This window comes from Nocardiopsis sp. FR4 (assembly GCF_009830945.1).
Lineage (GTDB): Bacteria > Actinomycetota > Actinomycetes > Streptosporangiales > Streptosporangiaceae > Nocardiopsis.
Genome location: NZ_VWVV01000048.1, coordinates 1 through 21,302, shown reverse-complemented (window position 1 = coordinate 21,302; position 21,302 = coordinate 1). Strand labels below are relative to the sequence as shown.

Genomic DNA, 21,302 nt, shown 5'->3' with positions numbered 1-21,302 from the left:
GCCGGACTCGCCCACGATGCCCAGGGCACCGCCCGCGGGCACCTCGAAGGACAACCCGTTCACCGCGTGGACGTCGCCGTCCATGGTCGGGAACGTCACCCGCAGGTCGTCCACGCGGACGACGGGCTCGGTCGAGGCCATGTCACTTTCCTTCGTTAGAGCTGGTCTGGTCAACGCTGTCGGGTGTTACTTCGCGATCCGCACCCGCGGGTCGACGATCGGGTACAGCAGGTCGACGATGAGGTTGCAGATGACGATGAAGACAGCGCCCAGCAGGGTCACGCCCAGGATGACGGGCAGGTCCTTGGACACGATCGAGTCGATGGCGTAGGCGCCCACACCGTTGAGCGAGAACACCTTCTCGGTGAGGATCGCGCCGCCCAGGACCATGCCGATGTCCAGTCCCAGAATGGTGACGATCGGCGTCAGGGTGGGGCGCAGTGCGTGCTTGAAGATCACGCGGCCCTCGCTCAGGCCCTTGGCCCGGGCGGTGCGGATGTAGTCCTCGCCCAGGGTCTCCAGCATGCCCGCCCGGGTCTGGCGCGCGTACTGCGCCGCGTGCAGGAAGGCCAGGGTCACCCAGGGCAGGAACATGACCTGGAACCACATGACCGGGTCCTCGGTCAGCGGCACGTAGCGCGTGACCGGGAACAGCTTCCACTCGTGGACCAGGAAGGCCAGGGCCAGCAGGCCGGTGAAGTAGATGGGCAGGGACACGCCGACCAGGGCGGTGCCCATGGCCAGGCGGTCGAAGACGCTGCCCTTCTTGACCGCAGAGATCACGCCGACGGTCACGCCGCCGACGACCCAGATCACCGCGGCGCCCAGGCCCAGGGACAGGGTGACCGGCAGGCGGTCCAGGATCTGGGGCAGCACGGGGCTGTTGGTGGTGAAGGAGTACCCCAGGCAGGGCGCGGCGCACTCCACCGTCTCCCGGCCGAAGGTGAACTGCTCGCCGAACAGCAGCCCGCGCAGGAAGTCCAGGAACTGCACCGCGATGGGCTGGTCCAGGCCCAGCCGCTCCACCGTGGCGTCGAGCGCCTCGGGGGTGGGGGCCTTGCCCACGTACAGCGCGGCCATACCGCGCGGTGTCACGCCCGCCCAACGGGGCAGGACGTAGAAGATCCAGAAGGTCACCGCCGTGACGACGGCGAGCAGCAGCAGTCCCGCCCCCAGGCGGCGAAGAATGTAGTTCAGCATCGCGGTCGGCGGCGGGGCCCCACGGGGCCGTGGGGTCCCGCCGCTTTCACCTGCCTTCTCGTACTAGTTCAGGCCGGTAGGTGGGCTAGCCGCGGTCCACACCGAGCGCCATGTAGTCGTACATCATGTACGCGGGCTGGTAGTAGACGTTGGTGAGCTCGTCGGAGCGGTAGAGCAGGACCTTGTCGAAGACGACGGGCAGGATGGCCGCGTTCTCCATGACCAGGGTGTCGATCTGCTCGTAGATGCTGGCGCGCTCCTCGGGGTCCTCGGTCTGGAGGGCCTGGTCCCACAGCGCGTTGACCTCGGGGTCGTCGAGCTCGGCGGTGTTGAAGTTGCCGGTCTCCATGATCGCGTCGCCGTGGGTGATCTTGGAGGCGAAGCCGTAGCCGGTGGGCCAGTCCGGGCCCCAGCCCGAGACGCTCAGGCCGATGTTGTTCTCGCGGACGTAGTCCTGGGAACCGGCGTACTGGCCGAAGAAGTCGGCGGACGGGAAGGTCTTGATCTCGGCCTTGATGCCGATCTGGGCCAGGGACTCCTGCAGGGCCTCGGCCGTCTGGACGTCCTTCTCGCGCTCGGCGCGGACCGCGATGTTGGTCTCGAAGCCGTCGGCCTCGCCGCACTCCTCGAGCTTGGCCTTCGCGGCCTCCAGGTCACCCTTGTTGTCCTCGGACGGGTACAGGTCCGAGTCGGGGTTGGAGCCGGGGATCGCCGGCGGGAGCAGGTTGGTGGCGATGTCGCCGCCCTTGGTGCCGCCCCAGGCGCGCCACATGCTGTCGCGGTTGGCCGCGTACATGATCGCCTGGCGGCAGGCCACGTCCTCGATGATCGGGGTGTGGATGTTCACGTAGCGCAGGGCGCCCGAGTACGGGTTGTCCAGGTTGCCCTGGACGCTCTCGTCACCCTGCAGGCGGGAGAACATCGCCGGGCCGACACCGGTACCCGCGAGGTCCACGTCCAGCTCGCCGTTGACCAGGCGCTCGTCGATCTCGTCCTGGTTGACGCCGATCTCGACCTCGATGCGGTCCGGCAGCGCCCGGCGGATCGGGTCGGTCTCCGGGTCCCAGTGCTCGTTGCGCTCCAGGTGGAGCTTGACGCCGGGCTCGTAGTTCCCGTCGAACTTGTACGGGCCGGAGGAGATGACGTGCTCCTGGTAGAGCTCCCCGCGGTCGGCCTCGATCGGCACCGGGGCGGTCTGCGGCTGGGTCAGCACGTTCGGGAACTCCGAGAAGGAGTCCTTGAGGTGGAAGACCAGCGTGTAGTCGTCCGGGGTCTCGATGGAGTCGAAGCCCGCGAGCGGGTCGGAGCCCTCGTAGACGTTGTGCTCGTCCTGGTCCAGGTGGGCCGCGAAGTACTGCGGGCCCTCGCTGAACACGCCGCCGTTGAAGTTGGCGCGGGCGATGCCGTACTTGATGTCCTCGGCCGTGATCTCGGAGCCGTCCTCGTACTTGAGGCCCTCCTGGATCTTGACGGTCCACTCGGTGAAGTCGTCGTTGGGCTCGGGCAGGGCCTCGGCCAGGTCCGGGACCAGGTCGGTGGCGTGCTCGCCGGGCTCGGGGTTGAAGGCCAGCAGCGTACGCGCGTAGTACCGGGAGAAGTTCCAGTTGAACGCGTAGTAGGTGTTGGCGGGGTCGGTGGAGTCGAAGTCGCCCGCGATGGCGTAGCGCAGGGTGCCGCCGGTGGCGTCGGAGGGGTTGACGACCTCGGTGGAGCCCTGGTCGAAGGTGTTGCCGGACGCGGACTCGCCGCCGGTGTCACCGCCGCCGCAGGCGGACAGGAGGATGGACGCCGCCGCGCCGAGCGCGACGAAGCCGAGGGTGCGTTTCCTCAAGGAACTGCCTCTCTTGAACCTGATGGTGAAGGTGGGATCAACCTGTGGTCGGACCCTTGGTCCGGGAGGGGAGGTGGGGCGGGGCCGCTTCCCCTCGGGGCCGCGGGTCAGTCTGAGGTCTTGGGGTCGAAGGCGTCGCGCAGGCCGTCACCGAAGAGGTTGAACGCGAGCACGGTGATGAAGATGGCCAGACCGGGATAGACGATGAAGTAGGGGCCCTGGGCGTAGAAGTTCACCGCCTCGTCGAGCATCTTGCCCCAGCTCGGGGTGGGGGGGTTGATGCCGACGCCGAGGAAGCTCAGGGCCGCTTCGAACAGGATGTTCGTGGGGATGAGCAGTGTGGAGTAGACGATGATCGGCGTCACCAGGTTGGGCAGGATCTCCCTGAGGAGGATGTGCCGGTTGCTGGCGCCCAGGCTCCGGGCGGCCTCCACGAACTCGCGCTCGCGCAGGGACAGTGTCTGTCCGCGCACGATGCGGGCGATGTAGGGCCAGTTGAAGAAGCCGATGATGAAGACGATGACGCCGATGCGCAGCCCGTTGCCGGTCAGCCCGAGGACACCCTCGGGGATGACGCCCACGAGTGCGATGGCGAAGAGGACCAGCGGGAAGGCCAGGAAGATGTCCATGGCCCGGCTGATGACGGTGTCGACCCAGCCGCCGAGGTAGCCCGCGAGGATGCCCAGGACGGTGCCGAGGGCCACGCAGACCAGCGTGGCGAGGAAGGCGACCAGCAGCGAGATCTGGGCCCCGTAGAGCAGGCGGCTGAACATGTCGCGGCCGGTGGTGGGCTCCACGCCCAGCAGGTGCTCGGAGCTGATGCCGCCCCAGGGGTCGGTACCTGTCTGGTTCTCCGGGTCCGCGTAGGGGATCCGGGTGGCGGGGTCGATGAGGTCCTGGTGGAACTGGGTGGGCGGGTGCCCGAACCACTTGACCAGCAGGGGCGCGAAGACCGCGGCGAGGATGAGCAGGACCACGACCACGCCGGAGACCATCGCGACCTTGTCCTTGCGCAGCCGCTGCCAGGCGATCTGGCGCAGGGACCGATTGTCGGAGTCCCCGTGGACCTCCCGCGCCTGCTCGGCGGCGTTCACCTCGTCGGACTGCTCCGCCGACTCAGGGGCATGCGAGGGCGCGCTCATCAGGCCACCACTCTCCACTCGTAGCTTCTGGCCGAGGGGAACGCGACAGAACCCACACGCGGGACCGCCGGGGAGGGTGACCCTCGGTCTCACGATGGGGCCGGTCGGTTCTCGACACTGGCTGGCGTGGGCGCCGGTCGGCACGACGGGAGGTTCACCCGCCCTCCAGACCCCGGTCCTCGAGGGTGTGCCACCTCACGTGCGGAGTTGGACACACTCGGACCTTGACGCCCGGGCTGTTACACAGCGACCAACCTACTCGCCCGTTGAACGCAGATCGTCCAACATCTGGCCATGTATCTAAATCGTGACAAAGAATGTCAAAAAACGTATATAGCCCAAAAGGGCATCAGATCGCCATTCGTGGGATGACCAGCGCCCAGCTGGGGCGATGGCGTCATATCGCGGGATCTACGGTAGGTCCCCGCGGACACCGGACCGCACCCGTCAGCGCGGTGCTATGACAAGTGCTATGTGTCGCAGCGTGGCGAATCCGGCTCCCTCCGCGACCGGATCCGGCCGCGGAGGGAGCTGTCCGACCGCCGGCAACACCCGTGCGACACGGAGGAAACGTCCGTGGCGGTGCTCACACCCGGGCCCTCCGCCCGGGCCCGCACGGAGGGGCCCGCGCAACGGGGGCGGGGAGGGACGGATCCGTCCCTCCCCGCCCCGGCGCCGCGGCGGCTACTCGATACCGCGCTTGCGCAGCAGATCCTCGATGTCACTGAAGTCGGAGAGGTCGTCGGCCCCGCCCTTCGCCGGCGCGGAACCCCCTACCTGGGCCTGGGACGCACGGCTCCCGGCCGCGGGACCCGGCGCGGCCGCCCCGCCCTGGTCCGCCTTCGCGGCCCTCCCCCGGGGGCGGGTCCCCACGCCCCGGGCGCGCATGACGCCCGAGACCACGAAGAGCACCACGGACACACCCGCCAGGACCACCCCGGCCCACACCAGCGGGTTGAACAGCAGTCCGGCCAGGATGCCCAGGACGCTCAGGGAGAACTGCCAGACGGCGTTCATCAGCCCGAGCAGACCGGCGACCAGCGGCAGCAGCGACCACGCCACCCCCCGCAGACCCGAGGCGGCGCCCCTGGCCCGCCACACGACGAGGGAGATCACCAGTCCCACGAGGGTGAGGCCGCCTCCCAGGACCAGACCGGTCATCCATGTCAGATTCTCAGGCATGGGCCCAGTCTCCCATCCGGCGCCGGAACGCACATCCGGCCGATCCCCTAGGTTGTCGCCCCGATCCGGCGCCTCCTCGGGGCCACCGCATCCACGCTACCCGGAGTCGCACGGCCGTACCGGGCCGTCCGCGGACCGACCCGCGGAAAGAGGGGTCAGCGGTCGGCGACCAGGGACTCCAGCCAGGCCAGGTCCACGCCCACCAGGCTCTCCCGGAACACCACGCCCTCGCGGGGCGGGATCTCCACGTGGTTGGGCACCGCGATCGTCACGCACCCGGCGTCGGCGGCAGCGGCCACGCCGACCACCGAGTCCTCCACGGCCACACAGCGCGCGGGGTCCACGCCCAGCCGCCGGGCGGCCCTGAGGTAGGGGTCGGGATCGGGCTTGTTGGCGGCCACCTCGTCCCCGGCCACCGAGTCGTCGAAGTTGTCCAGACCGATCCCGCCGATCGCCGCCTGCACGAGCGAGCGCTCGGTGGAGGTCACCAGGGACACCGGCACCCCGGCCTCGGAGAGCATGGTCACCAGCTCCTTGGCCCCCGGGCGCAGCCGGGCGCCCCCGGCCAGCTTGGCGCGGAACCGGGCGTAGAGGCGGTCGGCGACCTCGCGCGGGGTGAGGTGGTCGGCCCCGGTCACCCCGATGATGTAGCGGCCCACCGGTTCGGCGGCGTTGCCGACGTTGCGCAGGTGGTCCTCCTCGGTCCACACCCCGCCCAGTTCGGCGGTCAGCTCGGCCTCGGCCTCGCCCCACAGGTGTTCGCTCTCGATGAGGGTGCCGTCCATGTCCAGCAGCACGGCCTGGAGGCGTCTGCCCCCGGCTGCCACGGCGTCGGAGCTCCCACGGCTCAGCGTGCTCTGTTCACTCATACGATCGGTGGCGCGTCCCGGCCGGGGCCGGAGGAGGCCACGCTCTCCCCTCGTGTGTCATGGGTTCCCCGCCTCATCCGCGAGGCGCCCCGGTGTGCTTCATCATCGTGCTGGACGCCGGGCGCCCGCGCCGTGAAGAGGATCTGTCGGCCTGCTTTCCACACTACGAACACTCGGGCGGCCCCAGGCGGAGAGCTGTCCCACACCCGCCCCGCACGGCGCCGGCCCCGCCCCCTCGCGCGAGGGGGCGGGGCCGGTCGGCCGGAGGCCGAACGCCCGGGCAGCGGGTCCGGTCAGACGTTGAAGTAGGTCGCCTCCGGGTGGTGGACCACGATCGCGTCGGTGGCCTGCTCCGGCACCAGCTGGAACTCCTCCGACAGCGTCACGCCCACCCGCTCGGGCTCCAGCAGGCTCATGATCTTGGCCCGGTCCTCCAGGTCGGGGCAGGCCCCGTACCCCAGGGAGAAGCGCGCGCCCCGGTAGCCGAGCTTGAAGAAGGCGTCCAGCTCCGCCGGGTCCTCACCGGCGAAGCCCAGCTCCGCGCGCACACGCGTGTGCCAGTACTCGGCCAGCGCCTCGGTCAGCTGCACGGACAGGCCGTGCAGCTCCAGGTAGTCGCGGTAGGCGTTCTTCTCGAACAGCTCGGCCGTGGCGCGGCTGATCGCCGGGCCCACCGTCACCACCTGGAAGGAGACCACGTCCAGCTCCCCGGACTCCTTGGGCCGGAAGAAGTCGGCCAGGCACAGGTGCCGGTCGCGGCGCTGGCGCGGGAAGGTGAAGCGGGTGCGCTCCCGCCTGCCCTCCTCGTCCAGCACGACCAGGTCGTCGCCCTCGCTGTAGCAGGGGAAGTGGCCGTGCACCACGGCCGCCTCCAGCAGGCCGTCGGTCTGGATGCGGTCCAGCCACATCCGCAGCCGCGGCCGGCCCTCGGTCTCCACGAGCTCCTCGTAGCTGGGCCCCCCGCCGCCGCGCGCGGCCTTCAGGCCCCACTGGCCCATGAAGGTGGCCCGCTCGTCGAGGAATACGGCGTAGTCGGCCAGCGGGATGCCCTTGCTGATCCGGTCGCCCCAGAAGGGCGGCTCGGGGATCCGGTTGGTGGTCGACACGTCGCTGCGGGCGGGCATCTCCTCGGGTTCGGTCACCTTCAGCTTGGTCCCCGACCTCACCCGGCGCTGGCGCAGCGCGGGCAGTTCGGCGCCCTCCTCGCCGCGCTTGACCGCCATGAAGGCGTCCATCAGGCGCAGCCCCTCGAAGGCGTCCTTGGCGTAGCGCACGTGGCCGTCGAAGACCTCGGCCAGGTCCTGCTCCACGTAGGAGCGGGTGAGCGCGGCACCGCCCAGCAGCACCGGGAAGCGCTCGGACAGGCCCCTGGAGTTCATCTCCTCCAGGTTCTCCTTCATGATCACCGTGGACTTGACCAGCAGGCCGGACATGCCGATGACGTCCGCGCGCTCCTTCTCGGCCGCCTCCAGGATCGCCGACACCGGCTGCTTGATGCCGATGTTGACCACGTCGTAGCCGTTGTTGGACAGGATGATGTCGACGAGGTTCTTGCCGATGTCGTGGACGTCGCCCTTGACGGTGGCCAGGACGATGCGGCCCTTGCCCTCGTCGTCGCTCTTCTCCATGTGCGGTTCGAGGTAGGCCACGGCGGCCTTCATGACCTCGGCCGACTTGAGCACGAAGGGCAGCTGCATCTGTCCGGAGCCGAACAGCTCGCCGACGGTCTTCATACCCGCCAGGAGGGTGTCGTTGACGATGGCCAGGGCGGGCCTGCTCTCCAGCGCCTCGTCCAGGTCGGCCTCCATCCCGGCCATCTCGCCGTCGATGATGCGGCGCTCCAGGCGCTCCCACAGCGGGAGAGCGGCCAGCTCCTCGGCGCGTGAGGCCCGCATGGACTTGGCGTCCACGCCCTCGAACAGGTCGATGAAGCGCGAGAGCGGGTCGTAGTCGCCCTCGCGCCGGTCGTAGACCAGGTCCAGGGCGACCTGGCGCTGCTCCTCGGGGATCTGGTTGATCGGCACGATCTTGGAGGCGTGCACGATCGCCGAGTCCAGGCCCGCCTGGACCGCCTCGTGCAGGAACACCGAGTTCAGCACGATACGGGCGGCCGGGTTGACGCCGAAGGACAGGTTGGACAGCCCCAGCGTGGTCTGCACGTCCGGGTAGCGGCGCTTGAGCTCGCGGATGGCCTCCAGCGTCTCGATGCCGTCCCGGCGGGTCTCCTCCTGCCCCGTGGTGATGGGGAAGGTGAGGCAGTCGATGATGATGTCGCTGGTGGGCAGCCCCCACTCACCGGTGATCTGCTCGATGAGGCGGGTGGCCACGCGCAGCTTCCACTCGGCGGTGCGCGCCTGGCCCTCCTCGTCGATGCACAGGCCCACCACGGCGGCCCCGTGCTCCTTGACCAGCTCCATGACCCGTGTGAACCGGGAGTCGGGTCCGTCGCCGTCCTCGTAGTTGACCGAGTTGACCACCGACCGGCCGCCGAGGGACTCCAGACCCGCCTCCAGCACGGGCGGTTCGGTGGAGTCGAGCATGATCGGCAGCGTGGAGGATGTGGCGAAGCGCGAGGCCAGCTCGCGCATGTCGCGCACGCCGTCGCGGCCCACGTAGTCGACGTTGAGGTCGAGCAGGTGCGCACCGTCGCGGATCTGGTCGCGGGCGATCTCCACGCAGTCGTCCCAGCGCTCCTCCAGCATCGCCTCGCGGAACTTCTTGGAACCGTTGGCGTTGGTGCGCTCGCCCACGGCCAGGTAGCTGGCGTCCTGGCGGAAGGGCACGCTCTGGTACAGCGAGGAGGCGGCCGCCTCCACCAGCGGCCTGCGGTTCTTGATCCCGCGGCCCTGGACGCGCTCGACCACCTGGCGCAGGTGCTCGGGGGTGGTGCCGCAGCAGCCGCCCACCAGACTCAGGCCGAACTCGGAGGTGAAGGTGTCGTGGGCGTCGGCCAGCTCCGCCGGGGAGAGGTTGTAGACGGCGCCGTCGGGACCCAGCTCGGGCAGGCCCGCGTTGGGCATGCAGGAGACGGGGATGGGCGAGTGGTGCGACAGGTAGCGCAGGTGCTCGCTCATCTCGGCCGGGCCCGTGGAGCAGTTGAGGCCGATGACGTCGATGTCGAGCGGTCGCAGGGCGGTCAGCGCGGCGCCGATCTCCGAACCCAGCAGCATGGTGCCGTTGGTCTCGATGCTGACCTGGGCGATGATCGGCACGTCCCGGCCCGCCGCCGCGCGGGCGCGCTTGGCGGCGACCACCGCGGCCTTGACCTGGAGCAGGTCCTGACAGGTCTCGATGAGGATGGCGTCGGACCCGCCGTCGATGAGGCCGCGCGCGCACTGCTCGTAGTAGTCGCGCAGCAGGGCGTAGGGCGCGTGGCCCAGCGTGGGCAGCCGGTTGCCCGGTCCCACGGATCCGAGGACGTAGCGGGGGTGGTCGGGGGTGGAGTAGGAGTCGGCGGCCTCACGGGCCACCCGTGCTCCGGCCTGGGCGATCTCGTAGGTGCGGTCCTCGATGCCGTACTCGGCCAACCCGCCCAGGTTGGCGGAGAAGGTGTTGGTCTCGATGCAGTCCGAACCCACGGCAAGAAAGGCGGCATGGGTGTCGTGGACGATGTCGGGACGCGTGAGGTTGAGGATGTCGTTGCAGCCCTCATGGCCCTCGAACTGGTCGAGGTCGAGATCGTGCGCCTGGAGCATGGTGCCCATCGCTCCGTCCGCCACGACGACGCGCTGGGACAGTGCTTCGCGGAAGGTGGGACTAGCTCTCATGTTCAGCAACTCTATGTGTGAGCACCGCGGCGGCCCAGCTGATATCCCCGTGACGCGTGGCACTGGGTGGACCCGCGGTGCGGGGCGGGTCGGGCGTCCGGGGACAGCGGCGTCCTTGTCAGTCGCTGCCTGCGAGGCTACCCGATCGGCCGTTCCGTCAGATGAGACAGGCGTCCCAGAAAGGCGCGGTCCCCCTCCCCGGCCGGGTGCGGTCAACGGTTCCCCGGGCGGGTCGCCACCCCGTAGGGTGGATGCGTCCGCGCGCAGGAAGGGGCCGTCGATGACCAAGCTCGTCCGTGAGCTTGTCGAACCTGTGATGGTGGCGGCGTTCGAGGGATGGAACGACGCCGGCGAGGCCGCGAGCCTCGCCGTGGAGCACCTGGCCAGGGAGTGGGGCGCCTACGAGCTGTGCGCCCTGACACCGGACGACTACTACGACTTCCAGGTGACCCGGCCTCGCATATCGGTCGTGGACGGCGAGGTCGGCGGCATCGAGTGGCCGACGACCCGGTTCCGGGTGGCCCGGCCCCCGGGTTCGGGGCGCGACGTGGTCCTCGTGACCGGCCCGGAACCGAACATGCGGTGGCGCTCCTACACCGCCGACCTGCTCGCCGTGGCCCGCGAACTGGGGGTGCGGCGGGCGGTGATGCTCGGCTCGCTGCTGGCGGACGCCCCGCACACCCGGCCGATCCCGGTGTCCGGGATGGCCTCGCCCGTGGAGCTGGGCGCCGGCCTGGGCCTGGAGACGACCACCTACGCGGGCCCCACCGGCATCCTGGGCGTGGCGCACGAGGCGTTCGGCTCGGCGGGCCTGGAGACGGTGTCGCTGTGGGCCTCCATCCCGCACTACGTCGCCCAGCCCCCCTGCCCCAAGGCGACCCTGGCGCTGCTGGCGTGGTTGGAGGACCTCCTGGGCCTGCGGATGCCCCTGGGCGACCTGCCCGAGGACGCTGTCTCCTGGGAGACCAACGTCGACGAGCTGACCGCCGAGGACGAGGACATCGCGGCGTACGTGCGCGGCCTGGAGGAGGCCAAGGACACCGCCGACCTTCCCGAGGCCTCCGGGGACGCGATCGCCCGGGACTTCGAGCGCTACCTGCGCCGCCGCGACGAGAGCTGAGCCGCGCCGGTCCGGGCGGCCCGGGGGCGCGCTGGCCCGCCCGGGCGCTGACCCGGGGCCCGCACCGGAGGCCCCGGCCCGGAGGGCCTCACAGCCGAAGGTGGCGCCACTCCCCCGTGGCCAGCACCCAGGCCCAGGCACCCGCGATCCGGGCCAGGCCGCGACGGACCTCGTCCACCACCGCGGGGGCCAGGTGCGGTCCGGCGGCGGGCTGGAGCCGCACCGTCACGCGCAGGCCGTCCAGCACCTTCTGCCCCCGGGCGATGGCCTCCTGGTCGGGCTCGGCGCGGCGGTCCAGGACCGCGCGGATGCCGTCGCGCAGGGCGATCGCCTCGTCCAGGTCGGCCAGGGTGATGGGGATGGCTCCCTCCGTGGCCAACCGGTGCGCGCGCAGGAACCGCGCCAGGTCGGCCCGGTCGGTGAGATGGCCGTCGGTGGAGACGAAGTCCGCGATGAGTGCGGCGGCCGTGCTGTGCTTCGTGGGGGTGCTCATGGGGGCTATCCCACCACGCCGGAGCCCCCGGCACCGGCGTTTTCTCCGGACCGTGGCCACAGGTGGTCAACCTGCACGTGCAGAACACGACAACCGCGAACGAACCGCCCGCCACGGGCGTGCCGGTGTCGACCCGCCCTCAATCCCCCAGCAGCGCGCGGATCCCCGCCCGGTCCACGGGCAGCCCCAGCTGCTTGAGGCAGACCTGGAAGCTGACCGTCCGCCCGTCCCAGAAACCCTCGTGGTCGCACAGGATCCGCAGGTAGGCGCGCTGGACACCGGTGAGGTCGGCGGACCCGTCCGGTCCCCCCTCCGCGAAGGCCAGGGAGAGCAGCGGGCCGGCGTCGGCCGCCGCCGTGAACGTCGACGTGAGCGGGGCCAGGGCGGCCAGTACGGGGAGCAGCCGTTCGGCGTCCCGGGGCCGCGAGCGCTCCGCCAGGACGCGGACCAGGGTGAAGCGCACGTGCCCGCCGAAGAGGGCGGGACGCGTGGTGAACCAGGCGTCGGCCGCCGCCGGGTCGGCCAGCGCGGCGGCCAGTTCCGCGGTGGCGGCGGGGTTGCCGCTCTGGGCGGGGGCCAGGGCGGCGCAGGCCCGGATGGCCGGATCGGCGTGGGAGAGGAACTCGGAGGTGTCCCCGCCGGTTCCGCCCAGGGCCAGGACGATCACGGCGCCCTCGTCGCGGGACTCGGCCATGTCGGCGGCTCCGGACAGGTCCAGGTCCAGGCCGCCCATGCGCGCGAGGGCCCCCGCGGCCTCCACCGCGCGGATGCGCGTCAGCGGGTCGCCGTGCGTGAGGAAGGGGTGGACCGCCCCGGCCAGGGCGGGCGCGGCGGCGCGCAGGTCGACCACCGCCTGGCACAGGAGCGCCTCCGCCCCGGGCTCCAGCCACGCCAGCTCGTCGTCGGAGGCGCACGCCCGCAGGAGGCGTTCGCGTTCGTCCCCGGGCAGGTGCGCCCGCGCGGCCAGTTCCGCGTCGGTGGCGTCGACGGTGGCGCTGACGGCCACGTCGGTGAGGAATTCGAGCAGGCCCGCGCGCGGGGAGACGGGGGCGGCCCCCCGGGCCCTCGGGATCGTGCCCGTGGCAGGGAACCCGAGGCTGGGCCGGTCCAGCAGCCCGGCCACGCACAGTGCGACCGGCGGGGTGGCCGGGTAGAGGGTGCCCTGGTGCAGGATCGCGCTGTGCAGGTAGTCCAGTGCCCGGGTGCGCGCGGCGTCGTCGCCCTCGGCGAGGGCGAGCAGGTGCGCGGGTGCGTCGGCGGCGCTGCCGTAGGCGTGGAAGGTCCGGTCCCATGCGGTGTTCTGGAGCACGTCCAGTCCTGTCTGCATGGGCCGATCATGACAGCGCCCGCCGACAGTCGGCGGCCCCGTCCGCGCCGCCGGGGCGGGCGCACGGGGCCCGCTGCCTACAGCAGGACGCCGAGCAGGGTGTCGACGGTGGCGCGGACCAGGGCGGGCGCGCCGGTGTCGGCACCGCCCCCGGTCAGGGCGGTGTCGGCCCAGGCGTCCACCGCGGCCAGCGCGGCGGGCGAGTCCAGGTCCTCGGCCAGCGCGGCGCGCACGGCGGCCAGCACCGGGGCGGCGTCGGGGGCCGCGCCCAGGGCCAGGGCGGCGCGCCAGCGCTCGGCGCGCGCGGTGGCGGCGGGCAGTTCGGCGTCGGTCCACTCCCACGGCGCGCGGTAGTGGTGGGCGAGCATGGCCAGGCGGATCACGGCCGGGTCCACGCCCTCCTCGCGCAGCCGGGACACGAACACCAGGTTGCCCAGCGACTTGGACATCTTCTCGCCGTCCAGGCCGACCATGCCCACGTGCAGGTGGTGGTGGGCGTTGGGGCCGCCCGTGGCGCAGCGGGCCTCGGCCGCCCCCATCTCGTGGTGGGGGAAGATCAGGTCGCTGCCGCCGCCGTTGAGGTCGAAGCCCGGGCCCAGCCGGTCCAGGGCGATGGCGCTGCACTCGATGTGCCAGCCGGGGCGGCCGCGGCCCAGCGGGCTGTCCCAGGCGGGCTCGTCGGGGCGCTCGGCGCGCCAGAGCAGCCAGTCCAGGGGGTCCTTCTTGCCCGGGCGCCGGGGGTCGCCGCCGCGCTCGCCGAACAGCTCCAGCATCCGCTCCCGGTCCAGGTGGCTGATCTCGCCGAACTCGGGGGCCTCGGCGGCGGAGAAGTACAGGTCGCCGTCGAGTTCGTAGGCGGCGCCGCTGTCGCGGATGCGCGCGGCCAGGTCGCTGATGAGGTCGACCGACTCCACCACGCCGACGAAGGAGGTGGGCGGCAGGATCCGCAGCGCGGCCATGTCCCGGCGGAACACGTCGATCTCGCGGTGGGCCAGGTCGCGCCAGTCCACCCCCGTGTCCCGGGCGCGCTCCAGCAGCGGGTCGTCGATGTCGGTGGTGTTCTGCACGTAGTCGACGTCGTGCCCGGCGTCCCGCCAGACCCGGTTGACCAGGTCGAAGGTGAGGTAGGTGAACGCGTGGCCCAGGTGGGCGGCGTCGTAGGGGGTGATGCCGCAGGCGTACATCCCCGCCCGCGGGCCCGGCGTCGTCGTCCTTATCCGGCCGGTGGCGGTGTCGTGGAGACGCAGGGGGCCGCCGGTGCCCGGCAGGGGGACGATGTCAGGCGCAGACCATGAACGCATACGGGGAAGACTATCCGCACACGCGTGCGCGACGCCTCCACGGGAGGGCGGCGGCCCGGGGTGATGATCACCCCACACCGGACGGGAATAGTCCGGCCGGCGCCGTCCGCGGCGCGGCGGCCCCGGGAACCCGGCGCTTCGGGGCGCGGCCGCGGGCCTCGGCGGTTCAGCGGGGCGCGGTGACGCTGGGGCGCCGCCGGCCGATGAGGAGCGCGCCCACGACCGCCGCGGCGGCGCACACGGCCGCCATGCCCTCGTTGCCGAGCCGCCAGTGCAGCAGCGCGCCGCTGACCGAGACCACGTAGAGCAGCCAGTACGCTCCGGTCTCCACCAGGTTGCCGTTTCGGCCCTCCATCGTGCCCCCTGCCGTGAACGCGCGTCCCCGCGCGAGCCTGACGGCCTGCGATCCGTCTCTCTCAGAGACGCCCCGGTCACACTGGGGGTTGACACGTTCGTTTACCCGTTGGTGTGGCAGTGGTCATGACGCCCTGCTCAGCGGGCGCGGCGACGGCCGGGCGCGCGCCGCGGCCCCGGGGCGCCGTGGGGTTCCGCCCGCCGGTCCCGTGCCGCCCCTCCCTGGCGGCACGGGCTCAGGGACGGGCGGCGGCGGCGGTCTCCAGCAGGTCCAGCTCCCGGCTCGCGTGCGCCAGGGCGGGGTCCTCGGCCGAACCGAACTCGGTGATGTCGGCGATGTCGGCGCGCAGCCGCCAGCCGGCCCGGGCCGTGGCGCGGCGGTCGGCGCGGGCGGAGGGGTCGTCGAGACGGGCGTGTCCGTGGACGGTGATGGCGCTCATGGGCGGTCCTTCGGGGTGGAGTGGGTGGTCAGGGGGTACCCCGGGTCACGGTGTGACGCGTGTTCCGCTCCCCGGGTTCACCGTGAACACGATTCCGTCCGGCGCCTCTGGCGCGCTTCCGGAATCCTTTCGACGCCTCCCAGGTCAGCGGAGTGCGGGGAGGCGCGCCGCCACGATGTTCCTGTCCTCTACCCTGCGACCCGGCCGGGAATGCATAGCGTCGGACCACCGATGCACTGCGCCACGCCGAGCGGCCGCGGATTCGCCCCGAAAAGGTCTGTCCCCAATTCCCCTTCGGACCCTTGTGTCCATCCGAAGCTAAACGTACAGTAACTTAACAATTCGATCCGATGCGTGACCGGGCAACCGCGCACGGTCGTTCCGTGCGGACCCCGCACGCCTCGGGCCGAACTCCGCCCGCTCGCGCCCCGCCCAGGCGGGGCCCTCCCCCCGGAGTGATCCCATGCGCACCGCGTACCGCTCACCCAGATCCCTGCTCGGCGCCGCCGCGTCGGTCCTGGCCGCCGCGGCGCTGCTGGCCCCCGCCAGCGCGTCGGCCGCGCCCGTTCCCGAGGCCGCCCCCACCGTCCAGGCGGCCCAGGCGCAGAGCGCCCTGGTGTGGTCCGACGAGTTCGACGGCCCCGCCGGAAGCGCGCCCAACCCCGCCCACTGGAACCACGAGACCGGCGACCACGGCTGGGGCAACAACGAACTCCAGAACTACACCGCCAGCCGTGACAACTCCGCGCTCGACGGCGACGGCAACCTCGTCATCACCGCCCGCAGGGAGGCCGACGGCGGCTACACCTCCGCCCGCATCACCACCCAGAACAAGATCGAGCACGCCTACGGCCGCATCGAGGCCCGGATCAAGATCCCCCGCGGCCAGGGCGTCTGGCCCGCCTTCTGGATGCTCGGCGCCGACTTCCCCGACACCCCCTGGCCCCACTCCGGCGAGATCGACATCATGGAGAACGTCGGCCACGAACCGCACAGGGTGCACGGCACCGTCCACGGCCCCGGCTACTCCGGCGGCGGCGGCATCGGCGCCTCCTACACCCATCCCCGGGGCTGGTCCTTCGCCGACGACTTCCACACCTTCGCCATCGACTGGGCCCCCGGCTCCATCACGTGGTCGGTGGACGGCAACGTGTACAACACCGTCACCCCCGCCGACGTCGGCGGCAACCCCTGGGTCTACGACCAGCCCTTCTTCCTGATCCTCAACGTCGCCGTCGGCGGCGAGTGGCCCGGCTACCCGGACGAAACCACCCGGTTCCCGCAGCAGATGGTCGTCGACTACGTCCGCATCCACGGGTCCGAGGGCAACGGCCCCGGCGGCGGAACCGGCACGGTCACCGCCTCCAACGGCATCTGCCTGGACGTGGCCGGGGCCCAGACGGCCGACGGGACCCCGATCCAGCTGGCCCACTGCAACGGCAACCAGGCCCAGCAGTGGACCGTGGGCTCCGACGGCACCCTCCGGGCCCTGGGCAAGTGCCTGGACGTGGCCGGCGGCGGAACCGCGGCGGGCACCCGGGTGCAGCTGTGGCAGTGCAACGGCACCGGTGCACAGAACTGGACCCGTGACGGCGGCACGGGCGCCCTGCGCAACCCGCAGTCCGGCCGCTGCCTGCAGCCCGTGGGCCGGGTGCAGAACGACGGGACCCGCATGGAGATCGCCGACTGCGACGGCAGCGCCGTCCAGCGGTGGAACCTGCCCGGCTGACCCGCCGTGCCGCCCGCCGGGCCTTCCCCACCCGGCGGGCGGCGCCGTGCCCGGATCACTCCGGCGGCCGACCCCCGGTGGACAGGTCGACCATCCGCCACGCCCCGGGGTCGGCCGGGGCGTCGGTGAAGGCGTAGCGCACGGTGTGGCGGTCCAGGGCCAGCAGGGTCACCGACCCGGTGGCCCAGATCCTGCCGTCGCCCAGGTCCGCGCGGGCGATCAGGCCGGTGGGGTCGCCGGACTCGTCGGCGCCCGCGGAACGGGGAGCGGCGTGGGCGGCCTCGGTGATCAGGCCGGGCCAGCGCCCCCACACCGCCTCCAAGTCCGCCGCCGCGGCCAGGTCGGGATCGGGCCGGGTGCGCGCGAACTCGGGGGCGTGCCGGGCCGCCCGGGGGTCGTCGGGGTCCAGCCCGGTGTTGACCACGACGCTCACCCCGGTGGGCAGCGTCCGGGTGTCCAGGCACCGGCCGTCCCAGCTGTGCAGGGTGGCGCGGTGCGCGTCGGCGTCGAGCAGGTGGAAGGGCGCGTACAGGGTGGGGTCCTGGCCGTGCAGGGGGTCGCGGCCGGTGTGGGCCAGGGCGCGCAGCGGCAGCTCCCCCCGGCTGGCCGGATAGGTGCCCTCCCAGGGCATGCGCCCGTCCCAGGGCCAGCCGTTGAGCAGCGCGGACACGCGGATCCGGACCGGGTCGACGGCCAGCCACGTACCCCCGGCCAGGCGGTCACGGCCGCCGACGAGGTCGGGCTGGTCCGGCCAGTGGCGCGCGGGCCGCTCCCAGGGGCGCGAGGTCATCTCGTCTCTGAGCGCGGCGATGAGCAGGGGTGTGTCGGCGCCGGGATCGAAGCCGACGATGACGGTGCACATGAGGACCTTTGCTACTGCTTCCCGGGCTGGCCCGGGCGGCGGCCGTCCGGGCGGGGAACGGAGAACTGAACGCCACCGTACCCGGATTCGTCCGCCCGGTGTGCTCCGGCCGTCCTTCCGGAGGACCCGCGGGCCGGAGTGGTGCGCCCACCACCGCGTCCGGGCGGCTGGTCCGCCTGTGTCCGGGCCGGAAGTCTTCTAGTCTGTGTGTCTCCTCTTACTGTTGAGACCCAGGGGAGGGCGTGTCCCCCGGCCCCCGCCTCGACCTCCCGTACCACCCAGGAGTGTGCGTGCCCGAGCAACCCGACAGGCCCGAGGGCGGTGCGCAGGGCGCCGCGGACCGGATGCAGGGACCCCCGGACGAGCCCGGCCTGACCCTCGGCGAGGTCGCCGAGCGCGTCGCGGCGGGGCAGACCAACGACGTGCCGGTGCGCGCCAGCCGCACGGTCGCCCAGATCGTGCGCGCCAACGTGTTCACCCGGATCAACGCGATGATCGCCGTGCTGTTCGGCATCATCGCCGTGATCGGCCCCGTGCAGGACGGGCTGTTCGCGATGGTCATCCTCATCAACACCCTCATCGGCATCGTGCAGGAGCTGCGCGCCAAGCGCACCCTGGACCGGCTCGCCATCGTCAACGCCGCCCGGCCCCGGGTGGTGCGCGAGGGAGCTCCCACCCGGGTGTCCACGCAGGAGATCGTCCTGGACGAACTGCTGGAGGTGGGGGCGGGCGACCAGATCGTGGTCGACGGCACCGTCACCTGGGCGGGCGGCCTGGAGGTGGACGAGTCGCTGCTGACCGGCGAGGCCGACCCGGTGGTCAAGGCGCCGGGGGACGCCGTGATGTCGGGCAGCTTCGTGGTGGCGGGTACCGGCCGGTTCCGGGCCACCAAGGTGGGGCGACACGCCTACGCGGCCCGCCTGGCCGAGGAGGCCAGCCGGTTCTCGCTGGTGCGTTCGGAGCTGCGCTCGGGGATCAACCGGATCCTCACGTGGATCACCTACGCGCTGTTCCCCATCGGCGCCCTGCTGGTCTACAGCCAGCTCTTCATGGGCGGGCACGTGACCCTGGAGGAGCCGACCGCGGGCGGGCAGATCTCCGGACCGCTCGCGGACGCGCTGCGCGGCATGGTGGCGGCGCTGGTGTCGATGATCCCCGAAGGGCTCATCCTGCTCACCAGCATCGCCTTCGCGGTCGGGGTGATCCGGCTGGGACGACACCGGTGCCTGGTCCAGGAGCTGCCCGCGATCGAGGGCCTGGCCCGGGTGGACGTGGTCTGCACCGACAAGACCGGCACCCTGACCGAGGCGGGCATGAGGCTGGCCCGGATCCGCGACCTGGGCGGGTACGGCGACGGTCCCCCGCCCTCCCGGGTGCTGGCGGCCCTGGCGGCCGGCGACCCGGACCACAATCCGAGCATGGCGGCGATCGCGCGGGGATGCGCGGCCGCGGGCCAGGAGGCCCCGGGCTGGGAGGTCCTGGCCCTGGCGCAGTTCTCCTCGGCCCGCAAGTGGAGCGGGGCGAGCTTCGCCACGCCCGACGGCGAGGCGCACTGGGTGCTCGGGGCGGCCGACGTCCTGGTCCCGGCCCAGGACCCGGCCGCGGCCGAGGCGGCGCGACTGGGCGCGCAGGGCCACCGGGTGCTGCTGCTGGCCCGCGCCTCGGCGCGGGTGGACGCCGACGGCGCCCCGGGCCGGGTGGTTCCGGCGGCCCTGGTGGTGCTGGACCAGAGGGTGCGCGAGGACGCCGGTCCGACCCTGGACTACTTCGCCGAGCAGGGCGTGGCGGTCAAGATCGTCTCCGGGGACCACGCGGACTCCGTGGGAGCGGTGGGCCGGGAGCTGGGCCTGCCGGGCGCGGACCGGCCGGTGGACGCGCGCGCCCTTCCCGGGGAGGGGGCCGGACTCTCCCGCGGGGTCGCCGACGGCTCGGCCTTCGGGCGGGTGACACCCGAGCGCAAGCGCGACATGGTGCGGGCCCTGCGCGGGCGCGGGCACACGGTGGCGATGACCGGCGACGGCGTCAACGACGTGCTGGCGCTCAAGGAGGCCGACATCGGCGTGGCGATGGGCTCGGGGAGTCCGGCATCGCGCTCGGTGGCCCAGCTGGTGCTGCTCGACGACCGGTTCGCGGTGCTGCCGCGCGTGGTGGCCGAGGGCCGCCGGGTGATCGGCAACATCGAGCGGGTGGCCGGCCTGTTCCTCACCAAGACCGTCTACACGATGACGCTGGCCACGATCGTGGGGCTGCTGGCGGTGGCCTACCCGTTCTTCCCCCGGCACGCGACACTGATCAACGCGGTGACCTTCGGCATCCCCTCGTTCTTCCTGGCGCTGGCGCCCAACACCGACATCGCCCGGCCGGGGTTCGTGGCGCGCACACTGCGGCTGGCCGTCCCCTCGGGCGTGGTGGCGGGGCTCGCGGCCGTGACCACCTACCTGCTGGTGCTGGGCGGGCGGACGGTGCCCGACCCGGCGGACCGCACGGCGGTGGTGATCACCCTGTGCGCCACGACCCTGTGGGTGCTGCTGCTGGTGGCCAAACCGTACGTGTGGTGGAAGGTGCTGCTGGTGGGTTCCATGGTGGGCCTGCTGACCCTGGCCCTAGTGACACCGCTGGGGCAGTGGTTCTTCGAGCTGGACGTGAGCGACCCGGCCAAGGTGCTCACCGGGCTGGCCGTGGCGGGCGTGGCGATCGTGGTGATCACGGTGATCCGGGTCCTGGACGACCGGGTCATCGCCCGCTCCGAGGCCCGCGCCGCCGAGGAGCCCGCCGGGGAGGAGCCCGGAGAGCGCACCCCCGAGCCGGTCTGACCCCCGGGTGGCCTCCCGGGCCGGGGAGAAGCGCCCCTTCCGGGCCCGCCTCCGCGACGCGGCCCGGGGGAAACGGCCCGGACGGATCCCCCCGGGCCTCACTCGTGCGCGGGCCTGCGGGCGAGCAGGTAGGCGTGGCGGGTGCGCTCGGAGTCCTCCGGCTCGCGCACCACGCGGGTGTGCACGCGCAGTCCGGCCTCCTCCAGCAGGCCCGCCATCCGTTCCGGGGTGCGCCGGTGGAAGGCGAGTGTGACGGGGTGCCCGAGGGCCTCCGTCAGGTGCAGCGGCGGCTCCTCCCCCGCCTGGAACACCACGAGCACCTCACCGCCCGGGACCAGGGCGCGGCGGAAGGCGGCGAAGACCCCCGGCAGCAGCTCCAGCGGGACGTGGATGGTGGAGTACACGGCCGCGATGCCGCCCAGTGCGGCCTCCGGCAGGTCCAGGCCGGTCATGGAACCCTCGCTGAAGCGCAGCCCGGGGTGGTTGCGGCGGGCCACCGCCAGCATCCCCGGCGACAGGTCGATCCCCGACACCTCCAGGCCCAGCCCGTGCAGGTGGGCGGTGTTGCGTCCGGTGCCGCACCCGACGTCGACCACGGGGCCGCCCCGGGCGCGGACGAGTTCGGCGAACACGGCGAGCAGCGCGCGGTCCAGCGGCTTGGCGGCGAGATCCTCGCGGACGAGCTCGTCGTAGGCCTCGGCCACGGTGTCGTAGGAGGCGCGGGTGTCGGTCAGGAAGGAGGGTTCGGTCATTGGTAGTCAGAGGCGCGGTACCCGTTCCCGGGCCCGTCTCCTCATTCCCCTTTCAATCCGTGCGTGCGGTTTTCCCGCACACGGCTTACCGATAATCTTCTTGACAGGGTTACGCAGCAC

At 72.3% G+C, this 21,302-nt stretch carries 16 protein-coding genes and 1 pseudogene; 3 read left to right on the top strand and 14 right to left on the bottom strand.

What is annotated here, in order from left to right:
• The 7 genes and pseudogenes from FYW95_RS27885 to metH form a co-directional block, all read right to left on the bottom strand.
• Positions 1-141 (bottom strand): annotated as a pseudogene (locus FYW95_RS27885) (ABC transporter ATP-binding protein); the annotation flags it as partial.
• A 45-nt stretch (positions 142-186) separates the two neighbouring features.
• Complete coding sequence (locus FYW95_RS26660; RefSeq protein WP_159945595.1) at positions 187-1,200, bottom strand: ABC transporter permease; 1,014 nt, start codon at positions 1,198-1,200, stop codon at positions 187-189.
• Positions 1,201-1,285: 85 nt separating this feature from the next.
• A complete protein-coding gene (locus FYW95_RS26655) occupies positions 1,286-3,031 on the bottom strand; it encodes an ABC transporter substrate-binding protein (RefSeq protein WP_159945596.1) in 1,746 nt (581 codons plus the stop codon).
• 107 nt (positions 3,032-3,138) lie between these two features.
• Positions 3,139-4,173, bottom strand: coding sequence for an ABC transporter permease (locus FYW95_RS26650; RefSeq protein ID WP_159945597.1), 1,035 nt, complete (start codon positions 4,171-4,173; stop codon positions 3,139-3,141).
• Between the two features lie 684 nt (positions 4,174-4,857).
• A complete protein-coding gene (locus FYW95_RS26645; protein ID WP_236568130.1) occupies positions 4,858-5,355 on the bottom strand; it encodes a cellulose synthase in 498 nt (165 codons plus the stop codon).
• A 155-nt stretch (positions 5,356-5,510) separates the two neighbouring features.
• Positions 5,511-6,224 carry an HAD family hydrolase gene (locus FYW95_RS26640; RefSeq protein WP_159945598.1) on the bottom strand — a complete coding sequence of 238 codons (714 nt, stop codon included), beginning with the start codon at positions 6,222-6,224 and terminating at the stop codon, positions 5,511-5,513.
• A 293-nt stretch (positions 6,225-6,517) separates the two neighbouring features.
• Positions 6,518-9,991, bottom strand: a complete 3,474-nt coding sequence (gene metH / locus FYW95_RS26635; RefSeq protein ID WP_159945599.1) for a methionine synthase — start codon at positions 9,989-9,991, stop codon at positions 6,518-6,520.
• A 280-nt stretch (positions 9,992-10,271) separates the two neighbouring features.
• On the opposite strand from metH, the gene FYW95_RS26630 reads away from it, so the two are divergent.
• A complete protein-coding gene (locus tag FYW95_RS26630; protein ID WP_159945600.1) occupies positions 10,272-11,111 on the top strand; it encodes a PAC2 family protein in 840 nt (279 codons plus the stop codon).
• A gap of 88 nt (positions 11,112-11,199) precedes the next feature.
• Here the strand turns inward: FYW95_RS26630 and FYW95_RS26625 are convergent, their stop codons facing one another.
• The 5 genes from FYW95_RS26625 to FYW95_RS26605 form a co-directional block, all read right to left on the bottom strand.
• Positions 11,200-11,604 carry an ABATE domain-containing protein gene (locus FYW95_RS26625; protein WP_159945601.1) on the bottom strand — a complete coding sequence of 135 codons (405 nt, stop codon included), beginning with the start codon at positions 11,602-11,604 and terminating at the stop codon, positions 11,200-11,202.
• A 139-nt stretch (positions 11,605-11,743) separates the two neighbouring features.
• Complete coding sequence (locus tag FYW95_RS26620) at positions 11,744-12,931, bottom strand: hypothetical protein (protein ID WP_159945602.1); 1,188 nt, start codon at positions 12,929-12,931, stop codon at positions 11,744-11,746.
• Positions 12,932-13,008: 77 nt separating this feature from the next.
• Entirely contained in the window at positions 13,009-14,232 is a 1,224-nt protein-coding gene (gene mshC / locus FYW95_RS26615; protein WP_159945603.1) for a cysteine--1-D-myo-inosityl 2-amino-2-deoxy-alpha-D-glucopyranoside ligase, read from the bottom strand.
• 166 nt (positions 14,233-14,398) lie between these two features.
• Positions 14,399-14,587: a hypothetical protein gene (locus FYW95_RS26610; RefSeq protein ID WP_159945604.1), complete on the bottom strand. Its 189-nt coding sequence runs from the start codon at positions 14,585-14,587 to the stop codon at positions 14,399-14,401.
• Between the two features lie 235 nt (positions 14,588-14,822).
• A complete protein-coding gene (locus tag FYW95_RS26605) occupies positions 14,823-15,026 on the bottom strand; it encodes a hypothetical protein (RefSeq protein ID WP_159945605.1) in 204 nt (67 codons plus the stop codon).
• Between the two features lie 463 nt (positions 15,027-15,489).
• Between FYW95_RS26605 and FYW95_RS26600 the strand changes: the two genes are divergently transcribed.
• A complete protein-coding gene (locus FYW95_RS26600) occupies positions 15,490-16,755 on the top strand; it encodes a glycoside hydrolase family 16 protein (protein WP_159945606.1) in 1,266 nt (421 codons plus the stop codon).
• A gap of 55 nt (positions 16,756-16,810) precedes the next feature.
• On the opposite strand, the gene FYW95_RS26595 is transcribed toward FYW95_RS26600, so the two are convergent.
• The gene (locus tag FYW95_RS26595) at positions 16,811-17,617 is read right to left on the bottom strand and encodes an NRDE family protein (protein ID WP_159945607.1); all 807 of its coding nucleotides are present in this window, start codon (positions 17,615-17,617) and stop codon (positions 16,811-16,813) included.
• Between the two features lie 344 nt (positions 17,618-17,961).
• Here FYW95_RS26595 and FYW95_RS26590 point away from each other — a divergent pair, with 344 nt between their 5' ends.
• Positions 17,962-20,430, top strand: a complete 2,469-nt coding sequence (locus FYW95_RS26590) for an HAD-IC family P-type ATPase (RefSeq protein ID WP_370462449.1) — start codon at positions 17,962-17,964, stop codon at positions 20,428-20,430.
• A 98-nt stretch (positions 20,431-20,528) separates the two neighbouring features.
• On the opposite strand, the gene FYW95_RS26585 is transcribed toward FYW95_RS26590, so the two are convergent.
• Positions 20,529-21,182, bottom strand: a complete 654-nt coding sequence (locus FYW95_RS26585) for a class I SAM-dependent DNA methyltransferase (protein ID WP_159945609.1) — start codon at positions 21,180-21,182, stop codon at positions 20,529-20,531.
• Positions 21,183-21,302: the final 120 nt, after the last annotated feature.